Raw genomic sequence first — 22,814 nt, 5'->3', positions numbered from 1 at the left:
ATATCCATTTTGTTTCATCTGTTCTGGCTCCATCCCGATACCGATACCGTCTATAGTTCGACTATTTCGGTTCGACTTCATCCAGGGTCATGCGGTATTCCAGATCCTTCATGTACGTCCCGTCCGCGTGCAGAAAGGTCATGCCGAAGGCAATATCCCCGCCGGTTCCGCAGACGATCGCGATCAGCCGGTTAAGTCCGCCCTTCAAGACAAGCTCGCGCTCCGGTTCACGCACATGCTCACCGTTCAGGTAAATGGCATACGGCACATTGGCATGAACTCGCAAACGTCCCGTGCGGACTGGCTTAGCACCTCCAGGTACCTGCACAAAACAGCTCATAAACCATGGCTCATCTCCGGTGCAGGCAATCCGCATCATTCCATCCTCGGGCTGCCGCTCTTTTTTCTGCATCCAGCCGTATAGGCCTTCACCCAAATTGTTCAACGAAAATTCGGGATCGGTATAGTAGGTCTTCATCGCCTCGTAATCGACATGAGACGGGCAAGGCAGTACCATAACCGCTTCCACGGCCCACGCCCCGTCGTCTTTCTCGCTCTCCAGCAAGCCGTCATCAAAGACGGCACCCTGATTGGCGAGCAAACGGGTATAGAGTCTCAGTGCTTTTTCATTGGTGGGGTCTAGCAGAAGCTGGGAGCACAGGATGGAGCCTGCCCCCGTCCTCTCTTGGATCAGAAACGCTCCGGAGGAACGGGCTTTCCTGCGGTTCAGTTCGACCAGTGCGAGACGGCTGTATTCGGATGTGTAACCATTCGCAAAATAATCCTTCCAAGCGGTTCCCTCGATGCTTACGCACAAAGCGTCCGTGCCCTGCACCTCAAGCCGGTTACTGGCCAGCGGCCGGTTGGTGACATCACGCGGCGAAAGGAACACTTTATCATAGCCGAACAGGTCAACCGGGCTGAAGCCGCGTACGACCTCGTTGATGTAATCCGCCGCTAAATGGTACGTCTCGTGCGGCTCCGCGCGCACCGGCCGATCCAACAAGCGGGCTAGCGTGTCCTGCTGACTGCTGTCCGCCGGCAGGACAAGCACATGCCCGCCGGCTTCGGCATAACGCCGGACGGCCTCGGCTGCGCCAGGAGCCGCAAGCAGGCTTGCTTCGGCTACCAACAGGCCGAATGAATGCGCGGACGATACGGGAAGGTCGACCCATCCATTTTCGTCGTGAGTCGCGTCTTTATTGATCAACGCATCGGCATCCAGCACCGTGCAGCGCAGCCGAAGCCGGTCGAGGAACGCAGCCGCTTCCCCGCCGGGACGGACCAGCGCACCCACCGGCCGCCCAGTCGCACCGCGAGCTATCTCAGTACGACCGGTGTAAGCCAGCAGGTTGCGCAGCAGCAGGCAGGCTTGCGGAGCGCACCGAAGATTAGCCATCAGCTCCAGCTGATTGGCCACAAACATGCCGCTTCCGCTTCGGTACTCCAAGAGCGGTGTCCATAGATCCCCACCATCGCCGAAGTCGCCGGCGCTGCATTCCAGCAGCAGGGTGAAATCGCCTTGGAGCGGCTTTTCGAATGCGGCGTGAATGATCGGCAGCGGGCCCTCTTCGCGAAGCTTTTCGTGCCAGAACATCAGATCCGGGTCGCTTAAACCCTTCAGCACCGGATGTTGGTAATCGCCGGCATGGGCCCGAAGAAACGGCCTTCGCGACAGCCTCAGCCGGCCGCCGAGCGACAATCCTGTCTGCTCCAGCAGCAGCAGGCGACCGCCGCGTGCGACGAAGCCTTTTAGCAGCGCCTCCAACCCGCCATCCGGGTCCTCCAACTTGCTCCCGATGATCAGCAACTGATCGCATGACAAGAGAGCAAGCCCTTCCCGGGCTACCCGCTTGCAGCCGGGAACAAGATTTCGAATCTTGAAGTAATCTTCATCCGATCCCCAATAAGCCGCCGGACGATCAACATCGACCGGCTCGTGAAGCAGGGTTCCCGACACAAGCCGGTATTCCTTCCGCAGCTCATGCATAAGCCGATCGCCGTGGAACAGCTCTGCCGTCAATACTATCGTTCCTTCCGTCTCAACGGAGAGCGGTGCCCACGACATCTCGATGGTTTTCTGCTCGGCCGGCTCCTGACGGAAAGCGAAACAGCGTTCATGAACGACCGTTTCCCCTTGCCTAATCACGCACTCAATCCGAACATCCTGAGCGGACAACGTGTCGTTGAAGACGTCAAAGCTACGTGTAATGGTTGCGTCGTCGTAGAAACAGCGGTTGTATTCGGCTGCAAACATCGTGACCGGCTTAAACGCCTCCCCCATGATGGCAAATGCCGGATTAGGCACGTACGTCGGATGTTCCGGCAGCAGGCCGTTATTGATCGTTAGCGAATAGGCCGGTATCACCTTGGGCTTTACCCCCGGCAAGCCTGGTCCGGACGATGGAACAGCGACGTCGTTCTCCGGCATTGACCGCATGAAATAATGAGCAAAATTGAACGTAGCTATGCCCGAGACGCCTTGCCGCCGCGCATACTCCACGAATAGGCGTTCCTTTTGCGCCAGCCCGGCCGTGCTTTCGTCCGTACTCCGATATGCCTGCAGCCCCGCATACATGCTGGCGTTTTGCGGGCATATGTACCACCAGCCACCGTGTTCACCGAAGGTCAATGGGACCGAACGGTCCCATTGCGCGATGGTGCCGTCAATATTGTAATGGCGGCTTTCCACCTCCGTATGGGCTTTGGACACCAGTCGGTTGTCGCCTTCGGCGACGATCGGACGCGTGGCGTCCAGTTCCCGGATCGCCTCCATGAGGCCTGGAATATGCAGCTTATAGCCGTCCCGGCCGTCCACCCAGCGCATTTCGTTCTGCAGGCTCCACATGATGACGGAAGGATGATTCTTATCTCGCTTCACGAGCCGCTGTACATGCAAGCGGCAGTTGTCCAAGTAATCGGGATGGTCGGCGAGCATGGATTTGCCCGATCCGTATATCGCCGTTTCGTCGATGATCAGCATGCCCTCTTCGTTGGCGATTCGCACATAATCCTCCGGATAAGGCTCAGCATGCAGCCGGATGCTGTTGATTCCGACGGAGCGGCACATCCGGTACCAGTTGCGGATGTACGCTTCGGTCTGCTGCAGTCCGCCTTGAAAATGCCACGAATCGCCGCGCAATCGGATCGGAATGCCATTCAACATGAATTGCGGACCTTCGCGCCAAAATTCACGGAAACCAAACATTTCCTCGCGCCGGTCCAGCACCTTCTCTCCTTCTACAAGTTCAAGCTCCGCCATATACAAATACGGCGTATCCGGATCCCATAACATGGCATCGCTCCACTCCAGATCAAAGGAAGCGCGGTAGACCGCCCCGCCGCGTTTGTTTTCGCACAGCCTAACCTTCACCGCAGCCGCTGGATCGATGCGCTGTGCCGTCTGCTCTGCCTGGAGGACAGGCACGGCCCGCCCTCCGTCTCCGAATCGCAGTCCGCCTCCTTCCCCCTCCTGTGCACAGAATCCCTCCGTTTCACTTCCAAGCCTACGGCTTTGCAATGACTTCTTCTCATCAGCCGCATACCGGCTGCTGCTACTGCTTATCGAGTCTGCAACTTCCCTCGTATCTGACTTTTCTTCCTCTTGCCTTAGCACGCCAATCTCCCGTATGTTCAACCTGACGTGAAGGGGACCGTGCTCCCCACCTATTTCCGCCGTCCCAGCGGTGACGGCCAGTTCAAGCCGCCCTCTCCGAACGGATGTGCGGATGGTTACGTCCTCTATAGACAGGACCGGATGGCTTTCCAGGTAAACGTCCTGCCATATTCCACGGGCAACATTGCCGAACCAGGAGCCCATCAGCCCGGTCACCTTCACCATGCCGTTTGCCAACGTTACTTTATCGAAGCTGCCGCATACGACATGGAGATGATGCTCGTGCCCCCGCTCGACCCAAGGCGTGATATCGAGATGCAGCGGCAGGTAGCCGTCTTCCCATACGGCGACTTCTTCCCCGTCGAGAAATAGGACGGCCTTTTGCATGATGCCGTCCATTCGCAGCACAATCCGCTCCCCGGACATGGATTCGGGAATTTGAAAACTTCTATGCAACACGCCCGCTTCCGCGCGGTCCCATTCTTTCGGGTAGCCGTAGAGATCCATCGGGGCATACCCATGCTCGCAAATTTCGCCAAACGTTCTGCCGTTCGCCTGCACATAGGACCGTCTCCAGCTGGAAGGAACCTGGATTTGCTGCGGCTCGTAGACGATCTCCTCCGGAAGCTGCCGGCACTGCGGCTGCCCATAGAGCGGCATGAAGTCCCAGTCCCCGTTAAGGCATAACCTGTTACCCATGGTGTGCTCCCTTCCTTTCGAAGAAGGAGCGTGCATCCAGTACAAGCTCCAACTCCCGCCAGATCTCCTGACCGGAGGGAGCTTCCTCCCACTTCATAAAATGCGGATCCATCACCGCCGCCCAATCGTTCGGCCGTAGAGTCGTTTTCAGCTTTCCTTCATAAGGGGCTGGCTCGAGAGTGGCTGGAAGCTCTGAGTAAAAAAAGAGCAAATTCTCATGCAAACCGATGATGCCAAATTTATCTCCGTCGCCCGGCCGTTCTTCCTGGTACTGGTAATGATAGTACACGTAGCTTGACACCTCTTCGGGCTTTAGCCGGGCAATCCTTCCATACGGTACACTGTGAACATTTCCCCGTACCCAATGCTGCTCGGAAACGGGTGCTTGATAATGGAAAATGTCGGCCATCGACGTCCACCTGCGTCCCGGATCCCCTCCTGGCCAAACGGCCAGCCATGCCTCAGCTTGCGGCAGCAGACTTTCCGGAAGGACCTTCTCCCCATGGCATTCATAATAAAGAAACAACTGGCTTCCGTCTGCAAACAAGCTTAATCGGGACACGCATTTTTGTTCCATCGCCGCATGGACCTCTTGTGAAATACTTTTGCCCCGTAACAGCATAAGGATATCTTCCTCGATTCCCTCTGCCCTATATAGGCATCGTTGCATGATGAACCTCCTCGTGAATTTTGAAGCTGTGGAGATCAAAATTCGTATCCTTTTTATTTGACGATTGTAAAAGGCGCTCCCCCCATATACCGGGAGGAAGCGCCTTCATTACCTTAAGGCACCACCGTGAACCGGATGTTGTCAAACAGCATGTAGTCGAATCCGCTCACGTAGAAGCCAACTTTGCCGGATGGCCGATGATTCGGATCGGTGCCGGCAAGCTTCGGCTCGCCGTCCAAATAAATAGAGACGTCCCCATCCTTTACGCTGATCTTGACTGCATATTCCGTTTCCGGCTGCAGGTCTCGATTCGGCAAGACGGACTCGGCGATCTTCTGCCAGGCCGTGTCGTAGAGAATCCAGGCGGATGTCCCATCCACGCGGGTCCGATAGCCGATCCGGGTGGAGCCGCTTGCATCCTGCCGATCAAAGACGTACATCGTGCCGTCGTCCGGCATGACGGCCGGGGTCTTCAGCGTGAACTCCAGCTCATACGATTCGAAGACTCGGTCCAGCAGGCCTGTTGCCCCGTTCAAAATTTTGTAGCGGCGATTACCGTCCGGATCGGCCGCGATGCTGCGATTCGGGTCTACCGGCCAGCCGTTGCCCCCCGATTCGAAGTCGGTCTCGTGCATGATGTTCGAAACGGTCACGGCGATATCCGCTTTGATGAGCGGGTTGACCACGGACACGGCTGTGATTACGGTCTGGCCTTCATAAACGGCGTTAACAACGCCCGTATCGCTCACCTCAGCCACCGCCGGATCGGCGGATTGCCAAGTAACGCCGGTATCCGGGGTATCCGCGGGGTCGAACGTCAGCTGCAGCTGATGCTCCTCGCCGGCGGTAAGCCGCACTCCGCGCTCCGACGGAATGATCCCGGCCAGCTCCGTGCTCAGTGCCTTGAACCGGATGTCGTCAAACAGCATGTAGCTGACGTTGTTGACGTAGAATCCGACCTTCCCCGCCGCGTTATGTCCGGGATCGGCGGCCTTCAGGCGGAATTGGCCGTCCACGTACACGCTGATATCGCCTCCTTTGACCCGCATCTTGATCTCGTATTCCGTATTCGGCTGCAGGTCGTGTCCGGGGAGTTTCTCTTCATGCAGTACGGTCCAGGCTGCGTTATATAGCAGCCAGGAGGAGGAGCCGTCCGGACGGGTTTTGTATCCGACGCGGGTCGAGCCGCTGCCCGCCTGTCGATCGAACACGTACAGCGTTGCGTTTTCCCCGATCGACTCAGGCGTCTTCAGTTTGAAGCTCAGCTCATAATCGGTGAAGGTTTTGTTGCTGAGTGCGGTAGCGCCGTTCAGTATTTTATACCAGCGGTTGTTGCCTTCTTTGACGATGCTGCGGTTCGCATCCTGCGGCCAGCCGTTAGCACCTGACTCGAAATCGGTGAAATCCATGATCCCGTCTCCGGCTTCGACCGTGACCCCCACCATTGCTGTGAGCTGCGGATTCTCCGCCGACGCCACCGTGATGACCGTTTGACCCACCGCCTGGCCCGTGACGATGCCGTTAAGGTCAACCGTGGCGATGCCGGGATCGGCCGACGTGAAGACCAGCTGCGGGTTATCGGCGTTCCACGGGAGAACCGCCGTCCGCAGCTTCACGGTTTTCCACCGGTCCACCGTGATTTCGTTGTCGTAGACCACCACGCTTTGCACTGGGTAGCTGTCCGGGCTGTTGGTCGTGCCCGCTTTCCCGTTGATGCCAATCTCGTGAAATGGGATATCAGGGAAGCCGGGGATGGCCTGAAATACTTCCGCATCCGGACGCAGCGACAGATCGCCTCCTGCCAAATCGACGAACCCGGGATCCTCGTCGGTTACCCAGTTATCGGCGTATTGGACAAGATTGAATTTGTCGTACGCCCCCTGCTCGTTCGTTGTCGTGCTGCGTGGAACCGTCGGATTGTAGACGACGTTGCCGTGAAACGTATTCGTATCCGGATAATAACGATTTTCCGTGAAAAAGTTCGCCAGCTCCGGATATTTGGCCAGGTACGGCGTGCCGACGAAGTCGTTGTTGGCCTCGAACAGCGCCTCCCACTTCGGCATGTAATTCAGCGGAACTTGATCGTCCGGCTCATCGCCGAGAAACAAATCCGCGTAGTCATATGGAACCTTGCTGTCCACGAAGATATTGTTGCGGGACAAAATATGCGCGCCTCCGTTGTTTTTGATTGCCGAATTCCCCATACGATAGAAGATATTCTCATCGATCTGAAGCCCCATCGTGAAATTATCAGGATAGACCCCTTCTACGCCGGGTTTGCTTTCTCCGATGTTGTGGAAGTAATTGCGACGGATGACGGTGCCCCGCTGCTGGGGCGTTTCGCCTGCATTCATGTAGATGGCGCCGAGATCCGAGAAGGTTTTGCATACGTCGTAAATATCGTTGTACTCCACAAGATGATCGTTGCCGAATATCAGCACGCCGGGATGGGGAGCATCGTGGAGCTCGTTATGCGACATGCGGTTGCCCACTCCGGACAGGAGGACGCCCGGGTTGTACGCCTTATGATAATAGGCAAAATCATGAATGTGCGAGTTCTCCACCGCGTTGTTGCCCGGCGAAAGTGTTGTCTTGTCGCCTCCGGTAAGCGTGACGGCGGTTCCCCCGATATGGTGGATGTGGGTAAACTCGATCTTATGGTCCGTTCCCGGAACGCCGGTAAAATCGTTGTAATGGAACCGGCTCGGAGTGTTGACCAGCACGCCGCTATTGGTGAAATTGCGTATTTCGCTATGGAGGACGCGCATATGGCTGCCGCCCATGAAGACGACCGCCGAATCGCGCCCGTTCTCCAGGATCAGCTCCGAGAAATCGATATAAGATGCGTCCAGCGCATTGATCATCGGCGTCTTCAGCATCGTCACTTCAATGGATGGATTCGCGGTCATGAATTCGGCATTCGGCAGAAAATAGAGCTTTCCGGCCTGGCGGTCGATGTAATACTCGCCGGGCATATCGATCTCCTCCAGCAGGTTTTGAGCGAAATGGAAATCCGGGTACCAGTTCTTGAAAATGCCGCTCATTTCTCCATACCGGAGCGTAATGCTCTTGGCCTGGGTGTCGATGGAAGCGATCTTGTTATAGGACCATTCCCAGCTGTAGCCGAAAATACCATCCAGCCAGATGTCGTCCGCCTGCGTCCAGTATTGCGGTCTGTCATACGTGTACGTAAAGGTCCCGCCTCTCGTATGAACCTCCCCGTTTGGATCTTTCCGCGTTGGTCCCGGATCGAGAATTTCGTCCATTTGTACGGTTCCCTCGTTCGGCCAGCGGGCCAGCGTCATCCCTTGCCCGCCCACGTACAACTCCATCGGCGGTACCTTGCTTAAATCGTTGGCCAAATAATAACCATGCCGGCTCATCTCGCCGTAATCGGTAATGCCGAGGGCGGCCAGATCGGCGACCAGCACTTCGTTTCTTGCCTCTTCGCTGATCATACGGTTCAGTACGGCAGAATCGGTTACCGGAACGAATGCGGATTTCTCCAACTGCTTAGAACCCGACAAAATAACCGTTTCACCTGGATAGGCCGTATAGGTGACCGGCTTACCCGATTCCCCTGAATCCTGCAAACCCAGCTCGAAGCTGGTTGCCCGCTCATACCGGCCTTCGCGAAGATAGACCGTGACGCCGCCGCGAGGCAGTCCTTTCTTCGCTTTCAACGCCCGAATGGCGTCACGCGCTTTTTCCAACGTTCGAAACGGTTTCTTGATCGTCCCTTTGTTCGAGTCATTTCCGTCTATTGCCACGTAATAAGCCGTCCCGTGCGGATTTCCATAAGCCGACGCCGTCTCGGCGGCCGGTAGAAATGGATACAGCGCGAACAACAGACTTGCCGCCAGTGCCGCAAGCACAAGCTTCTTCATAAATCGCTCCCCTTCCTCCAGCGTGGAATCCGGTCAGCTTTGCCTACGCCGTGCGCAGTGTCGGCAAAGCACACCCAGGCAGCAGGTTTCTCCCGTTTCGTCTCCATCCGTCTACAAGCCTACGGGCCGATTATTTCAAGCCCTTCTCTTTTAGGAATTGCTCGAACTGACGCGTCACCTCCTCGACGTATTTATCTTCGCCCGCCTCCTTCAGCTTGCCGTAAAGAACCGGCCAGGTTTCCTCAAAATCAAGCGTTCCGGTCACGAGTCCCCGTTTGTACTCGCCCCATACGGCGTTCAGGTTGGCGATTTCCGTGCTGACTGGCTCGGAATTGAACTTGAATGCGCCGACCGGATTGATTTCGGAGCTCGTATTGATTTTTTTCGTTTCCTCCCAGATATTTTCCGGTTGCCCTTCCTTCAGGTAGGAATTGAACACGCTGCCGAACACCCAATCCATGTTCGGACGATACCTGGAATCCGGCATCGCTTTGATATAATCGCCGCTCAGTTTCTCGTAATGCACTCCCTCTAAACCGTTGATCAACAAATTGTAGAGCTCCTTGTCGGTGTTGATCAGATTGAGCAGCATCAGGGCCCGTTCCGGATTCGGGGAAGTTCGGCTGATCGACTGGTTGGTTGTGGCTGAATAGCCGTTGGAGAACCAATCGCTGAGCGGAATGATGATGACATCGTTGCCGCCGTTCTTCGGCTTGACCTCCGCCTCGACCCCCGGCTTCAGCGTGACGTCGAACTCGACCGCGATCTGGCCTTTGGATTGGTAGTCGGTCATTTTTTCCGTAGCCGCGTCCTTGTGAATGTACCCGGCTTTATACCATTTGCTGGCCAGTCTGAAATTGTCCAGCTCCTCTTCGGGATAGCGATGAAGCGTATAAGACGGGTCATCGGTCTTGATGTAGAAGTGATCGTCAAGCCCCGGAACGACCCAGTATTGATCGTCATGCGCCTGCGGATTGACAAACGAGCCGCCGAATAGTCCGATCGGGATAATCCCAGGCTCGTTCTGCTTGATTTGCTCAAGGAACGGCTCGATATCCGCTATCGTTTTGATCGTGGTAGGATCCAAGCCGTATTTGTCGGCAAACCGCTTCTGTACGATGAAGCCGTATCTCGAACCATTGATCTGCTGGTTCGGAATGCCGTAAATTTCCCCGTCCACCGAGAGACCGTCCCACATTACCTGAGGGACATCCGCCTTCAACTGAGGCGCGTGCTCATCCAAGAGCCCGTTCAGCGGTTGAATCGCTCCCTTTCGTACCAGCTCTTCCGGTTTCAGCATATAACCGGTCCAGAGAATGTCGAATTTCTCGCCTGCTGCCAGTACGGTATTCATCTTCTGCACGTAATCCCCGATTGCAACCGGCATCAGTTTTACGGTGGCGTTCAGCTTCTCTTTCACGATTTTGTTGATTTCCTCTTCGACCTTCTTCTGGTCGAGCTGCAGCTGCAGCAGCGGGTAATACCAAGTCAGCTCGACGGGATCAAGCGCGTCCGTGCCGCCTGTATCCGGTGACGATCCTTGCGTGTCCGGCGTTCCACTATCCGTCGCGCCGTTGCCGCCGCAGCCGGCAAGCGCGGACATCACGATGAAGATGATCGCCAAGAGCCCTAGCAGTCTTTTTTTCATAACATGACCTCCTGAGTGTTTAATTGGTTTTGTATGTTAACCCTTGAGGGAGCCAACCGTAAGCCCTTTCACGAAAAACCGCTGGAAGAACGGAAAGATGATCAGCATCGGTCCACCAGCCAGCACCGCGATCGCCATTCTTGCCGAGTTGTTCGGAAAGCTGGATAAATCGATGCCCAGCTGCTGCGCAAATTCCGAATTGGAAGTAATGAACTCGATGCTGCCAAGGGTCCGCACGAGCAGCAGCTGCAAGGGGACCTTGTTCGGATCGTCGATGTACAGCATGGCATTGAACCATTCGTTCCAGTACGTGAACGAGATCAGCAACCCAAGCGTAGCCAAGGCTGGCGTTGACAGCGGTAATATGATCCTGAAAAATATCCGCAGCTCCCTCGCCCCGTCGATTTTGGCGGATTCCACGATTTCTAACGGAATTTTGGACATGAATCCTTTCATGACCATAATGTTGAACGGCGAGAGCAGCACTGGCAAGATCAGTGCCAGCAAGCTGTCTTTCAAATGCAGGTACTGTGTGATGAGAATATAGGAAGGAACGAGCCCTCCGCTAAACAGCATCGTGAAAAATACGTAGAAAGTCGTTGCCCGGTTGTAGCGGTAATCCGGCCTTGAGATGACGTACGCGGTCATGGCGGTGAGCAGCAGGCCTGCCAGCGCTCCGATGGCGGTCACCGTAATCGTAACCCCGTAAGCCCGCAGCAGAATGTCGGGTGCATCCAGAAGATAGCGATACGCCTCCAGACTGAATGATTCGGGCAGAAACTGATACCCGTTGTCGGTTAGCGACGCTTCATCCGTCAACGACACGGCGACGACGAGCAGAAATGGCAGGACAACCGCCAGCGAGAGCAGGATGAACAGCAGATGGATCAACAGTTTGGGTAGTTCGAACTTCTTAGGCATCGGATGTCCTCCTTCTTACCACAGGGAATGCTCGGGATTGATTTTGCGAACGATCCCGTTCGCCACCAGCACCAGTACGAAGCCGACAACCGACTGATAAAAGCCCGTAGCCGCCGACATGCTGACGTTGCCGATCTCACGGAGCGCACGGTATACGTACGTGTCGATAATATCCGTGGACCCGTACAGGAAGCCGGAGTTGTTCGGAATGAAATAATGCAGCCCGAAATCGCCGCGGAACATGTTGCCGATGGACAATATCAGCAAAATAATGACCAGCGGAGCCAGCAGCGGAACCGTAATTTTCATCGCCATCTGCCATTTCGTCGCTCCGTCGATCCGCGCTGCCTCGTAATACTCGCTGTTAATGCCGAGTATGCCAGCGAAATAGATAAGTGTATTGAATCCGACCGCCTTCCATAAATGAACAAGAATGAGGATGGCTGGCCAAGTCTCAGCCGTCTGGTACCAGCTGACCGGCTCCATGCCGAACATCTGTAAGGTTCGATTAATGAAACCGTCGGAATGGTTCAGGAAGGCATAGGCCACGTATCCGACCAGCACCCAGGATAAAAAATGGGGCAAGAACAGCGCGGTCTGATAAAATTTGCTCCATTTCGCCCTGAGTTCGTTCATCAGAATGGCCAGCAGCAGCGCTGCAGCGGTGGTAACTACAATGTAAGCAGCATTGTACAGCACCGTATTGCGCGTGATCCGCCAAGCCGTGTCGGTCGAGAACAAGTAACGGAAGTTTTCCAGACCTACCCATTCGCTGCCGAATATGCCGAGATCGTAGCGGTAATGCTTGAAGGCAATGATCAATCCTACTAATGGGATATAGGCAAAAATCAGCTTGTACAGAATCCCGGGCAGCGATAGCAGAAACAGCTCCCGGTTGTTGCGGAAATGGCGAAGTTCTCTGCGAAGCGCCGATTTTTTTGGGCGTGCGTCGGCAGGTCCAGGATTCGGTTCCGATTCGGGTCCCGAACGGTTAGCCGGGTCTGCATCAATAGAACCCGATAGTGTTACCTTCTTCAACATAGCGAAAGCCCCTTCCTTTTCTTATGCACTCCTCGCCTGCATCCCAGGCTTTGCATGATTAACGATAGCTCAAACCCGGGGCTCTGCGTTACTGTACAATTTCAGGATTGCTGTACGGGCGGGCTGTAAGGATTACGGAATGCTGTACAGCCGGCTGTATAGAAACAGGATTGCTGTACCTGGATCAATCGGAACCAGCGCAACTCATAAAAGCCACCGAATCACCCACTACATAACCGCGGCATACCAAAGACCCGCAAACGGTAAATTTCATCTGCGGGTCTTATGAAACATTTCTAATTTTAGGTACTTCGGTCGATGGCTGATTTCAGACGGTACTCTTTCGGCGTCGCTCCGTAGCGGCGCTTGAACAGCCGATAGAAATAGCTTTCATTGCCGAAGCCCACCTTCTCCATGATTTCGGCCACGGTCAAATGCTGCTGCTCCAGATACTGCTGGGCTCGGGCAAGTCGAGTCGCATTGATCTGGTCGACCACCGTTGTCCCTTCCTGGGCTTTGAACACTTGGCCCAAATAGACGGCGCTCATCTTCAGCATTTCGGCGATCTTCTGGACGTTCAGGTCCGGATCGGCGTAATGCTTCTCGATCATTTCTTTGACCGTGTCCACAAGCAGCCGGTTTTTGTCCTCCCTTCCGCTCCTGCGCTGCTCGAATACATCGCCCACGACGTCCAGGAGCACGCCCTCGATCTCATCCAGCGTCTCTTTTTCGAGAATGCGCCGATTGATAGCCTGCAGATTAACCGATACCGGATTCAGATTATTGTTATTCATCTCGCCCAGCGTATGGCTCAGTGTCATGGTCAAATGCAGCAGCGCCGAGAACATGTTATCGAAGCTGAACTCGCCCAGGAGTCCTCTCCAGCTTCGAATCGCTTGCTCTGTCTCCTCCGAGTCTCCGCTTTTCAACCCCTCCGTCAGCCGGCGCTCCAGCTCTTTCGGAATGGCGAACGACTCGTTCCCCTCGTTACGGCGGATCATGTCAGGCTGGATCACGGCCCCCTTGCCGAAAATCATGCGATAGTTGGAATGACGCATCGCCAGGTTGTAATGTTTCGTTAGCCTGCGGTAATCTTCGAACGCATCGCTAAGCGTTACGGTGAACGTAACCCCATAAAAGCGGAGTATGGTCTCCTGAAGCTCCCGGAACCGTTCATCCAGCATCTCGAGGTAACCGGGATTGCCGCTGGCGATAAAGACAAGATGGCCGCTCTTCATGTCCGCGGCTTCGCACGAACCGCCACGTTGCAGCAGCTCTTGGCCGATGTTTGCGATAGCAAAATAATACAGGGCCTCCGTCTGGGAATCCGGCTGCAGGAGAAGACTCTGCAGATCGTCAAGCTGTACAACCGCAAGCCGGAGCGGCGATGGATGCGTTATATCAATCGCATACTGCTCCTTAATCCGTAGAAATGCATCTTCGTCCATACTATCGCTGAGGCTGATCAGGCTCCGCAAATGATAAACCTTGGCGATATTCCATTGCGTCGCCCGTTCCTGCTCCAAGCCTTTGAGTTTGCCTATCATCTCCGTCACATTCTCCACGATGAGGGACAACTCATCTTTTGCCCTGCTATCACCGCGCCCGTCATGGGGAACCAGCATAAGCAGACGGCCTACCGGTTTATACAGCCTCAGCGAGATTAATACGGACAAGAGCAAGGCCAGCAGGGCAACGGACAGCGTCACGGCCATTTCGGTCCATCTCATCTGGCGTACGCTGCCCAGCACGTCATCGTAATCCTGCAGGCTGATGATCTGCCAGTTGTTCAAGCCTTTGTTCAAATAGGTTACCTTATATTCCTTCTCTCCTTGTTTATGGATGAAAGAGTCCGGTGCATTGTCCGTCGAGCCCATTCGTCCAAGTAAATCCTTCTTGATGTCCAGCCCGGGCGGCAGCTTGCGCTCGCCTGCCATTAGCACCTGTCCATCGCCGTCGGTGACGAACAGGACGTCGTTTTCCCGTTCGGCCACTAGATTAAGCGCTTTCACATTGTCGAGCATCCAGCCTGGCTTCACTGTCAAAATGAGGGCGTTCCGGTTAACGGAACCGAGGGTCGGCCCGTCATAAATGAAAAAAGCGAATACGTCGATGCCCTCATTCTCCCCGTCGAGATCGAGCGGGATGAGCTGCAGCTTCGGCAGATCGGCTCGGGAAGCCATATAATCTTCAAGCGCGCCGTACAGGGCCCGCGTGTCCATATCATGGCTCAGCGACGAGAAAAAACGGTTCTGCTTGCCGTTGTAAAAAACGGCGGCGTGCAAGTACGGCGAAGCGGCTACCGTCCGGTTCAAACGTTCGATTTTCAGAATGCTCTGCTTATAATCCGCCCCGGACTTCAGCGCGATCAGCTCTTCGTCATTGTACAACGACACCGCCAAATCCTTCACGATCCCGTTCATGTTCTCGATATTGTAGTTGATTTGGGTGAGCAGCTTGCGATCGGCTTCGTGTTGGAGGCTCAGGACTTTATCACGGGCAGCGGCGTTCAGGAAGAGGGAGGCGATGGCGAGCATGGCGACGACGAGCATAAAGCTCAGGATAATCCGCTGCAAATATTTGCGAGAGCGGAGGGTTTGCAGCAACTTCATGGGACCACTCTCCTGCAAGGTTAGGTGGCTTTACTATAATCCTGCGGGTTTTTCGTTGTCAATCGGCATTTTCCAAAAAATAGCCGTTCCTTCCCCCGCTTCTTCCTTCATCTGCCGCAGCATCTGCCGATACGCGCCGGGCGTCATGCCAAGCTTGGCGGTAAACAAGCGCGTCAAGTAATTCGAATCGCGGATTCCCACCCTTTCAGCGATCTCCGAAATGCCAAGCACCGTGCCGCCGAGGAGTTTTTTGGCTTCCTCCAAGCGCAGATGAAGTACGTATTGGAGCGGCGTTTTGCCGATATGCTTCTTCATGCATCTGGCGATATAACTCGCCTGGAAATGCAGCTTCTCCTCCAATGCGGCCCGTTCAAACGGCTCCCTCCAGTGTTCGTTTAAATAAGCGGCGGCGGCTTGTGCCAGTCGGATGGAAGGCTCCGGTTCGGTCATCCGCGCGCAGTCGGCCTGCAGTGCGGCGAACAGCTCGGCCAGCAATAAATGGAGCTTGAGCGCATTCTCCCCGTTCAGCCGGTTGTGGATATCATTCAACCCGCGCAGCATCGGCTCTACGGTCTGCACCTCGACGGAGGCGAACTTCGGCATGTACATGCGCTGCTGCGTGGACGGTTCGACATCCTCGACCGTGCCTTTGGACAGCAGGGCCGACCAAGGAATATCCTCCTGCGAGATGTATGAAGCTGGATGTCCATGGATGAAATGCACCCAATAAATCTCCGTATGCTCCACGCAGGCCCGATGCCCGAAATGCCGCAGTCCCGCTTCCAGCACGAGCAGCTTTCCGGCACAGACCTCATATTCGGTCTGTTCTTCCGTCATATAAAGCGTTCCCTTGGTTACCAGAAGCAGGTCGTAGACGCCGAAGGTGCGGGCGAAATGCCGGTCTCCGGGCTTCCAGACGGCATGTCCCGCCGTTACGAATTGCGGCAGCGGCGGAATGGCGAATTCTAAGCACAGCACAGCGGTTCTCTCCTTTTCGCAAGTCCATTTTGTGCTAATCAAAGTCTATATTATCACTGGTTACCCGCTTATTAAAGAGGTACATTGAACAAAAGAAACCGTTCTCATCAGGCGGCAAAGGAGGCTGTTCACACATGCGATTTCGTCAGGTTCATCTCGACTTTCACACATCCGAGGCCATTCCGGGCATCGGAAGCCAGTTTTCAAAAAAACAGTTTCAGAACATGCTGCGTGCCGGGCATGTCGACTCCATTACCGTTTTCTCCAAATGTCATCACGGCTGGGCTTACCACCCGAGCGAAGCCAACGAAACGCACCCGCATCTTTCGTTCGATCTGCTAGGCGAAATGATTGCAGCCGCCCACGAAATCGACGTCAAAACGCCTGTGTACTTGTCCGCCGGCCTTGACGAGAAGCTGGCGCGTCGCCATCCCGAATGGCTGATTCGAGATGCGGAAGATCGTACGCGATGGGCCAAAGATTTCATGACGCCCGGGTACCATGAGTTTTGCTTCAACACGCCTTACCTGGACCTCTTGCTGGCTCAAATCCGCGAGGTTGTTTCCCGCTATGATGCGGACGGCATTTTCCTTGATATCGTCGGCATCCGAAAATGTCATTGCCAGCATTGTGTGGCAGCGCTGCGATCAGCCGGCCAAGATCCTCGGGATGAAACGGCCGTTGCCGCCTTGGGCGAGGCTACCTACCTGAACTATGCTCGCCGCGTACGGGAAACGGTGGACGAGATTAAGCCCGGTCTGCCGGTCTTTCATAACAGCGGGCATCAACGTCGCGGCCGCCGCGACCTCGCCCATGTCAACAGCCATTTGGAGCTGGAATCCCTGCCAACCGGGGGCTGGGGCTACGATCATTTTCCGCTCTCAGCGCGCTACGCGCAGACGCTGGGCATGGATTTTCTCGGCATGACGGGCAAATTCCACACCTCTTGGGGTGAATTCGGCGGGTATAAGCATCCGAACGCGCTGCGATTCGAAACGGCGCTCAGCCTCGCGCACGGCGCCAAGTGCTCGATCGGCGACCAGCTTCACCCATCAGGTCTGATGGATGAAGCCACCTACGCCTTGATCGGCACCGCCTTCGCGGAGGTGGAAGCAAAGGAGCCATGGTGCAGCGAAACGACGTCCGTAGCGGACATTGCCGTCTTGTCGCTGGAGGCTGCTTGGGAGGCTTGTCCGGAAGCGCGGAAATCAGAAGACCGGAACAATCTGGCGGATGCCGGAGCGGTGCGCATCCTGACCGAAGGGCATTACTTGTACGACATCGTGGATGCCGATGCGGATTTCGGTCGTTACAAGGTGCTGATATTGCCGGACGAAGTGCCAGTATGGCCGGCATTGGGAGAAGCCATCCGCGCATTTACCGCAAGCGGCGGCAAGGTTCTGGCCACGGGCCGCTCGGGTTTGGATCCAGCCGGCAACGTGTTTGCGCTCGATCTTGGACTGAACTGGAAAGGCGCCAGCCCTTACCACCCGTCGTATTTCCGACCGGACTTTACTCCAGGCTCCCTTCTGCCCGCTTCGTTTGTCATGTACGGCGAGGGACAGCAGGTTGAATTGAATGGCGGCCAAGCGCTTGGCAGTCGGGAAAATCCGTATTTCAACCGGGACGTATTCACGTTCTGCTCACATCAGCACACGCCAAGCGCTGGAGAAGACGACGGCCCGGGCATGATTGAAAGCACAAACGGTATCTACATCGCTTGGAATGTGTTCGGCGACTATGCGGACAACGGCCATCTCATTCTGAAAGAGATGGTATTGCACGCGATTGACCGGCTCCTGCCGCAGCCTACTCTGCACTGCGATTTGCCTGCACGGGGCATAGCGACGCTGCAGTATCAGACTGTGGAAAATCGCTATGTTCATCATCTCCTGTATGCTTCCCCCGTAATGAAGGGCCGCGTGGAGGTCATCGAGGACATCGTTCCGCTGCAGAATATATCCGCCAGCTTGCGTCTCCCATCTGCCGCTTCGATCAAGCGGGTCTACCTGGCCCCCTCGATGGAGGATCTTCCCTATCAGATTCGTAACCAAGGCGAACTCAGCTATACGGTTCCCTATTTGGATAATCACCAGATGGTTGTGCTGGAGTTGGCGTAGATATCCTGCTTGCTACATCGGAGCGATGGCAACAACTCTGCCTATAGAAATCGCCGCAGTCCCTGGACTGCGGCATTTTCATATTTTATCATTTAGAGCTCGGTTCGCATGAGCATACGCCTCGACCAAATCATTCATGAGGACATAAAGCATGACAGGGAACTCGCCCTGCTCATCCTTGGTGGAGGTATCGAAATAATACACCTCATCCTCGTGATCGTGACCATAGCCTCACGGTTTATTCGTTCAACCATTCACGGTTATGCGGTTCTTATCCCATCTCTGCACCTTAAGCTGCAATCTGAGCGCATTAGCAACAACAAGCACGGAGCTTGCGGCCATGCCGATGCAAGCGATGCGCGGGTCCAAATAACCGCATGCGGCCAATGGCACGGTTATGGCGTTATACAGCAGAGCAAAGAGCAAATTCTGATGAACATTCCGCATCGTTTGGCGGCTCCATGTATAAGCATCGATAATGTTGAAGAGTTTGTTTCCGATCAGCACGATGTCGCCGGCCTGTTTAGCCGCATCCGCTCCACCGCCCATCGCCATGCCGACATCTGCCGCGGCTAGCGCAGCCGCATCGTTTATGCCATCGCCAATCATGGCAACGGATCGTCCTTGATGTTGAAGCTCGCGAATGAACGCCAGCTTGTCTTCAGGAAGCATGCCCGCACGCATCTGATCGATCCCTGCCGCGGCAGCCACCGCCACGGCAGCCTGTTCCTCATCACCGGTTACCATCCACACATCGGCTCTGCGCTTTAACTCCTGTACCGTCTTCTTAGCATCTTTTCTTAGCTTGTCAATCAACACAAGCGATCCGATGCACTTCCCGTTCACGGCGACAAAAAGTCTGGTATAGCCAGGTTGATCTGGAGGACTCCCTAGTTGTATGCCCTGCTCCAGCAGCCATCTCCGGTTCCCCACGCATACGTGCTCTCCTTTGACATGGCCTTCCATCCCTTTCCCAACCTTCTCTTGGAATTTCTGTGCTTCCAATAGCGGGGAATGTTTGTCTTGGGCGGCTCGTACAATGGCTTGTGCTAACGGGTGATTGGACCGTGAAGCCAGCGCAGCCGACATGGATAGCGCGTAGGCACCGTTGCTGCCTTCCGCAGTGTGAATCGCTGTGAGCTGAGGTCTTCCTTCCGTCAACGTGCCTGTCTTATCCAGCAATACAACATCGGTTCGCCGCAAGCTCTCCAGGGACCGGCCGTCTTTGAATAGAACGCCTCTTTGGGCGGACGATCCGGTTGCGATCAGGATGGATACCGGCGTAGCTAAACCAAGCGCACAGGGACAGGCGATCAGTAAAACAGAGAGCGCATGGCGCATGGCCGTTTCGGATGCATCGGGAGCATGGAAAAACCAGAGCCATCCCGCATAGGTAAGCGCAGCACAACCGATCATCATGGGAACAAAAATTGCCGCTACACGGTCAACGGTTCGCTGAATGGCCGGTTTCTCCTGTTGTGCGGATTCGATTAGCCCGATCATTTGAGATAGGCGGGTTTCGTCATGATGCTTATCAACCACGATGTCCAAACTTCCGACCAGACAACGCGTTCCGGCGTAGACTCGATCCCTCATGCCCTTGGCCACCGCTGTGCTCTCACCTGTCAGCATAGATTCATCGGCATCCGCCGATCCCGACTGAACAAAACCGTCAATGGAGATCCATTCCCCATTGTTCACCCGGATGCGGTCCCCGATCTGCAATTGATCCGCAGAAATCCATTCTTCCCCATGACTGCGTATGACTCGAACCCGTTTAACCTGAAGCTCATATAAGGCACTAAGTTGTTTCAACGCTCTGCCTTTGGCCATCGTCTCAAGCCATTTGCCCAGCAGAACCGCTGTCATCACCATCGCAATCGTATCGAAGTAAAGCATGGGATGCGTTAGGCTCTGCCTGGATTCAAACATGACATAGTGGCTGTAGAAATAAGCCACCGAGGTACTTAACGCAACGAGGGTATCCATGTTTGCCGTACGATGGATCATAGCCTGGTAAGCTCCATAATAGAAAGGATATCCCACACCAAACTGAAGCAAGGTAGCGAGCACCCATTGAAATACAGGTTCCATCAGTAAATTCGGCGTCCATTGTGCAGGCCAATCGGCAACATGCGCCAACATTGCCCATATGAGCGGCATGGATAAACAAGCGGCGATGATGAACCGGATGCGATAAGCCCCCGTCTCCGATTCGATCCCTGCCTGCGGATGCGACAGCCTGTCGGTCGTTCCATAGCCAAGTTTTTCGATTTTCTCCGTGATCTTGTCTAATCCAATCTGCGTCGGTTCATACTGGATCGTGGCTTGAGACAAGGCAAGACTGACACGGGCAGATTGAATGCCTTCCACTTTACGAAGAACTTTTTCGATCCGGGCTGCACAAGCCGTGCAAGTCATGCCCGTCACATGGATTTGATGCAGCTTCACAACGGTTCCTCCCCACCCTCTGCATATTTCTGTTTTCGCTTGTCCATACATTGTATGAAAACACATGTAACATCAGAATGGTTAAGAAGGGCCACTGATAGCGATTTTTGCCTGAAACAGTGTGCAGTAACGATAAAAGCCGCCAATTTGGCGGCTTCATATGCGCAGATATTCTTGTTCTTTTGACATCATCAATTAGTTGTGCGCAAGATAAGAGATTAAGATAGCGGGTACATATTTAGTCGAGGATCGCCGGGATTATGCTTTCTTTAATCAGTGTCCATCGATCCCGAGGATTGACGGTAAAGGCCGATGCAATGGCTACGACCAAGTCTTTTTCCGGAATGCAGCAAATGATATTGCCGCCGTCGCCTACTGCCGAGTATGCAGACACCCCGTCCTCATCGCGCAGCCACCATAAATATCCATAATGGTTGGAATTCATCGCCGTTGATTGGTCCACCCATGCCTCCGATATAATCGGTTGATTGTCCCATATGCCGCGGTTCAGATAAAGAAAGCCAAAACGAGCCATATCTCGAGGACTTAACGTAAGCCCCCACCCTCCAGTAGAGTTGCCGGCCGGGTCTTTGACCCATCCCCTGACGTCTTTCCCGAATAAATCATCAAATCCGAATGAGCTCATGTCATAATCCGGAATTTCGTTCATGCCGATCGGCTTAAACAAGTGTTCGTTTGCAAACGCGCGGGCACTTTTTCCGGTGCTGCGAGTTAGGATAGCTGAAAGAAGATGCACCCCTGCGGTGGAATACTTAAATGCTCCCAGGCTTCCACCGATGCCCAGCATATCCAGCGTATATTGTACCCAATCCGATTGCATGCACAGTTTGTCCAGGGGTTCGTGCCAGTCCTCAAATGGATAAGGAGCCGTCATCGTGAGAAGATGGCGTATCGTAATGTCTCGTTTTTGACGAGCGGCAGCCTCTTGTTCATATTCGGGAAAAAAATCCAGCACGCTCTGATCTGCATGTTGAATATAGCCTGCATCGATAGCAATGCCTATAAGTGCGGATATGATGCTTTTCGTAACCGATGCAACGTGGTGCCTATCCTCGGGACCATATCCATGATCATATTTTTCATAAACGATGGCTCCGTTTCTAACTACAACGATACCATTAATATTGGGATATTCGGTATTGATCCATGAGTCCAGCCCTGAAAGCTTGTCAGCATCCATTCCCAAGGTCGCGGGGGCTAGGGTTTGCCACGCTGTTGTTGGCCAGCAGCTTCTTTTCATTATAAATACCTCGCAGAATTTGTTATTCAAGCCATATGGTATATGTAAATATTTTATTTTTTTGTCACGGGAAAATATACTTCAGTAACCATTTCCTCGGCAGCCAAGGCTTGATAGGGGTCGGTTACATAGACTTCGTAGGGTGATTGTGTCAATGCATATCCTTCATTTTCTACCCATTCCCTCAGCTTGGCATATACCGATGTTAAATTAGAATAAGCCCCCTTTAATACAGACCTCGCACAAAGGCCCCCACACCAATCTCTCGTTCCCTTTACAGCCTCCTTGATCGGGAGGGCAAACTCTGTGTCATTGCCTGCGGGATTGAATTCCGGGCTGTGATATATCGTCATGGGCGTTCCAACCAAGGTGAGTTTCTCCCTGGCAATCTTCTCGTATAATCTGCTGTAATACCTGCCATACCCTAAAGCATAGTCATCACTGCTCATCATCTGACGCATATAAAGGAGGTTCATGGGCCCCGTTTCAACAAGCTGTACTTCGATATCATCCAGGTAAGACATCAAATGTATGCCCTGCTCCAGATTCAAGATATCCTGGTTCATTTGTTTCAGGGTATATTCATACGTGTTTAACTTCTCCTGAATTTCCCGACGTTTGCGATGAAGGGCGAAGCGAAGCTTCTCTTCGGATGGATCCGCTTCCTCGTCCAGAAGCTCTTTGATTTCTTCCAGCGAAAAATGATAGGACTTCAAACGGTTGATATAGAGCATTTTCTTTAATTGACTGATGGAATAATATCGATAACCGTTTTCCGGATTGATCTGATCCGGATGAATTAATCCGATTTCATCGTAATATCGAAGCGTCTTTGTAGATACTTCGCATATTTTGGAGAATTCTCCAATCGACAGCAAAGGTTCACCTCATCTCTGGTTTTGGATCTTGG

Annotated in this window: 12 protein-coding genes; 1 reads left to right on the top strand and 11 read right to left on the bottom strand. The window is 54.2% G+C overall.

Annotated elements, in window-relative coordinates; all coding sequences use genetic code 11:
• Positions 1 to 61: 61 nt before the first annotated feature.
• The 8 genes from OHJ21_RS06460 to OHJ21_RS06425 form a co-directional block, all read right to left on the bottom strand.
• Positions 62 to 4,315, bottom strand: a complete 4,254-nt coding sequence (locus OHJ21_RS06460; protein ID WP_326115152.1) for a glycoside hydrolase family 2 protein — start codon at positions 4,313 to 4,315, stop codon at positions 62 to 64.
• Complete coding sequence (locus tag OHJ21_RS06455) at positions 4,308 to 4,985, bottom strand: hypothetical protein (protein ID WP_100536874.1); 678 nt, start codon at positions 4,983 to 4,985, stop codon at positions 4,308 to 4,310. Before OHJ21_RS06455 ends, OHJ21_RS06460 begins: the two co-directional genes overlap by 8 nt.
• A 113-nt stretch (positions 4,986 to 5,098) precedes the next feature.
• Positions 5,099 to 8,872: an Ig-like domain-containing protein gene (locus OHJ21_RS06450; protein WP_486019578.1), complete on the bottom strand. Its 3,774-nt coding sequence runs from the start codon at positions 8,870 to 8,872 to the stop codon at positions 5,099 to 5,101.
• Between the two features lie 130 nt (positions 8,873 to 9,002).
• Positions 9,003 to 10,520: an ABC transporter substrate-binding protein gene (locus OHJ21_RS06445; protein ID WP_100536872.1), complete on the bottom strand. Its 1,518-nt coding sequence runs from the start codon at positions 10,518 to 10,520 to the stop codon at positions 9,003 to 9,005.
• Positions 10,521 to 10,556: 36 nt separating this feature from the next.
• A complete protein-coding gene (locus OHJ21_RS06440; protein ID WP_100536871.1) occupies positions 10,557 to 11,441 on the bottom strand; it encodes a carbohydrate ABC transporter permease in 885 nt (294 codons plus the stop codon).
• 15 nt (positions 11,442 to 11,456) lie between these two features.
• Entirely contained in the window at positions 11,457 to 12,482 is a 1,026-nt protein-coding gene (locus OHJ21_RS06435) for an ABC transporter permease (RefSeq protein WP_486019577.1), read from the bottom strand.
• A gap of 302 nt (positions 12,483 to 12,784) precedes the next feature.
• A complete protein-coding gene (locus OHJ21_RS06430; protein WP_486019576.1) occupies positions 12,785 to 15,094 on the bottom strand; it encodes a helix-turn-helix transcriptional regulator in 2,310 nt (769 codons plus the stop codon).
• Positions 15,095 to 15,127: 33 nt separating this feature from the next.
• On the bottom strand, positions 15,128 to 16,072 hold the full coding sequence (locus OHJ21_RS06425; RefSeq protein WP_486019575.1) for a helix-turn-helix transcriptional regulator: 945 nt from the start codon (positions 16,070 to 16,072) through the stop codon (positions 15,128 to 15,130).
• A gap of 134 nt (positions 16,073 to 16,206) precedes the next feature.
• Between OHJ21_RS06425 and OHJ21_RS06420 the strand changes: the two genes are divergently transcribed.
• Positions 16,207 to 18,192: a beta-galactosidase trimerization domain-containing protein gene (locus OHJ21_RS06420; protein WP_486019574.1), complete on the top strand. Its 1,986-nt coding sequence runs from the start codon at positions 16,207 to 16,209 to the stop codon at positions 18,190 to 18,192.
• Between the two features lie 246 nt (positions 18,193 to 18,438).
• On the opposite strand, the gene OHJ21_RS06415 is transcribed toward OHJ21_RS06420, so the two are convergent.
• The 3 genes from OHJ21_RS06415 to OHJ21_RS06405 form a co-directional block, all read right to left on the bottom strand.
• Entirely contained in the window at positions 18,439 to 20,643 is a 2,205-nt protein-coding gene (locus tag OHJ21_RS06415; RefSeq protein ID WP_486019573.1) for a heavy metal translocating P-type ATPase, read from the bottom strand.
• 238 nt (positions 20,644 to 20,881) lie between these two features.
• Entirely contained in the window at positions 20,882 to 21,904 is a 1,023-nt protein-coding gene (locus OHJ21_RS06410; RefSeq protein ID WP_394056229.1) for a serine hydrolase domain-containing protein, read from the bottom strand.
• A gap of 53 nt (positions 21,905 to 21,957) precedes the next feature.
• Positions 21,958 to 22,782: a MerR family transcriptional regulator gene (locus tag OHJ21_RS06405; protein ID WP_486019572.1), complete on the bottom strand. Its 825-nt coding sequence runs from the start codon at positions 22,780 to 22,782 to the stop codon at positions 21,958 to 21,960.
• Positions 22,783 to 22,814: the final 32 nt, after the last annotated feature.

This window comes from Virgibacillus sp. LDC1 (assembly GCF_025792345.1).
In the GTDB taxonomy this organism is placed as follows: domain Bacteria; phylum Bacillota; class Bacilli; order Paenibacillales; family Paenibacillaceae; genus Paenibacillus_AQ; species Paenibacillus_AQ lautus.
This window is presented reverse-complemented; position numbering and strand designations above follow the sequence as displayed.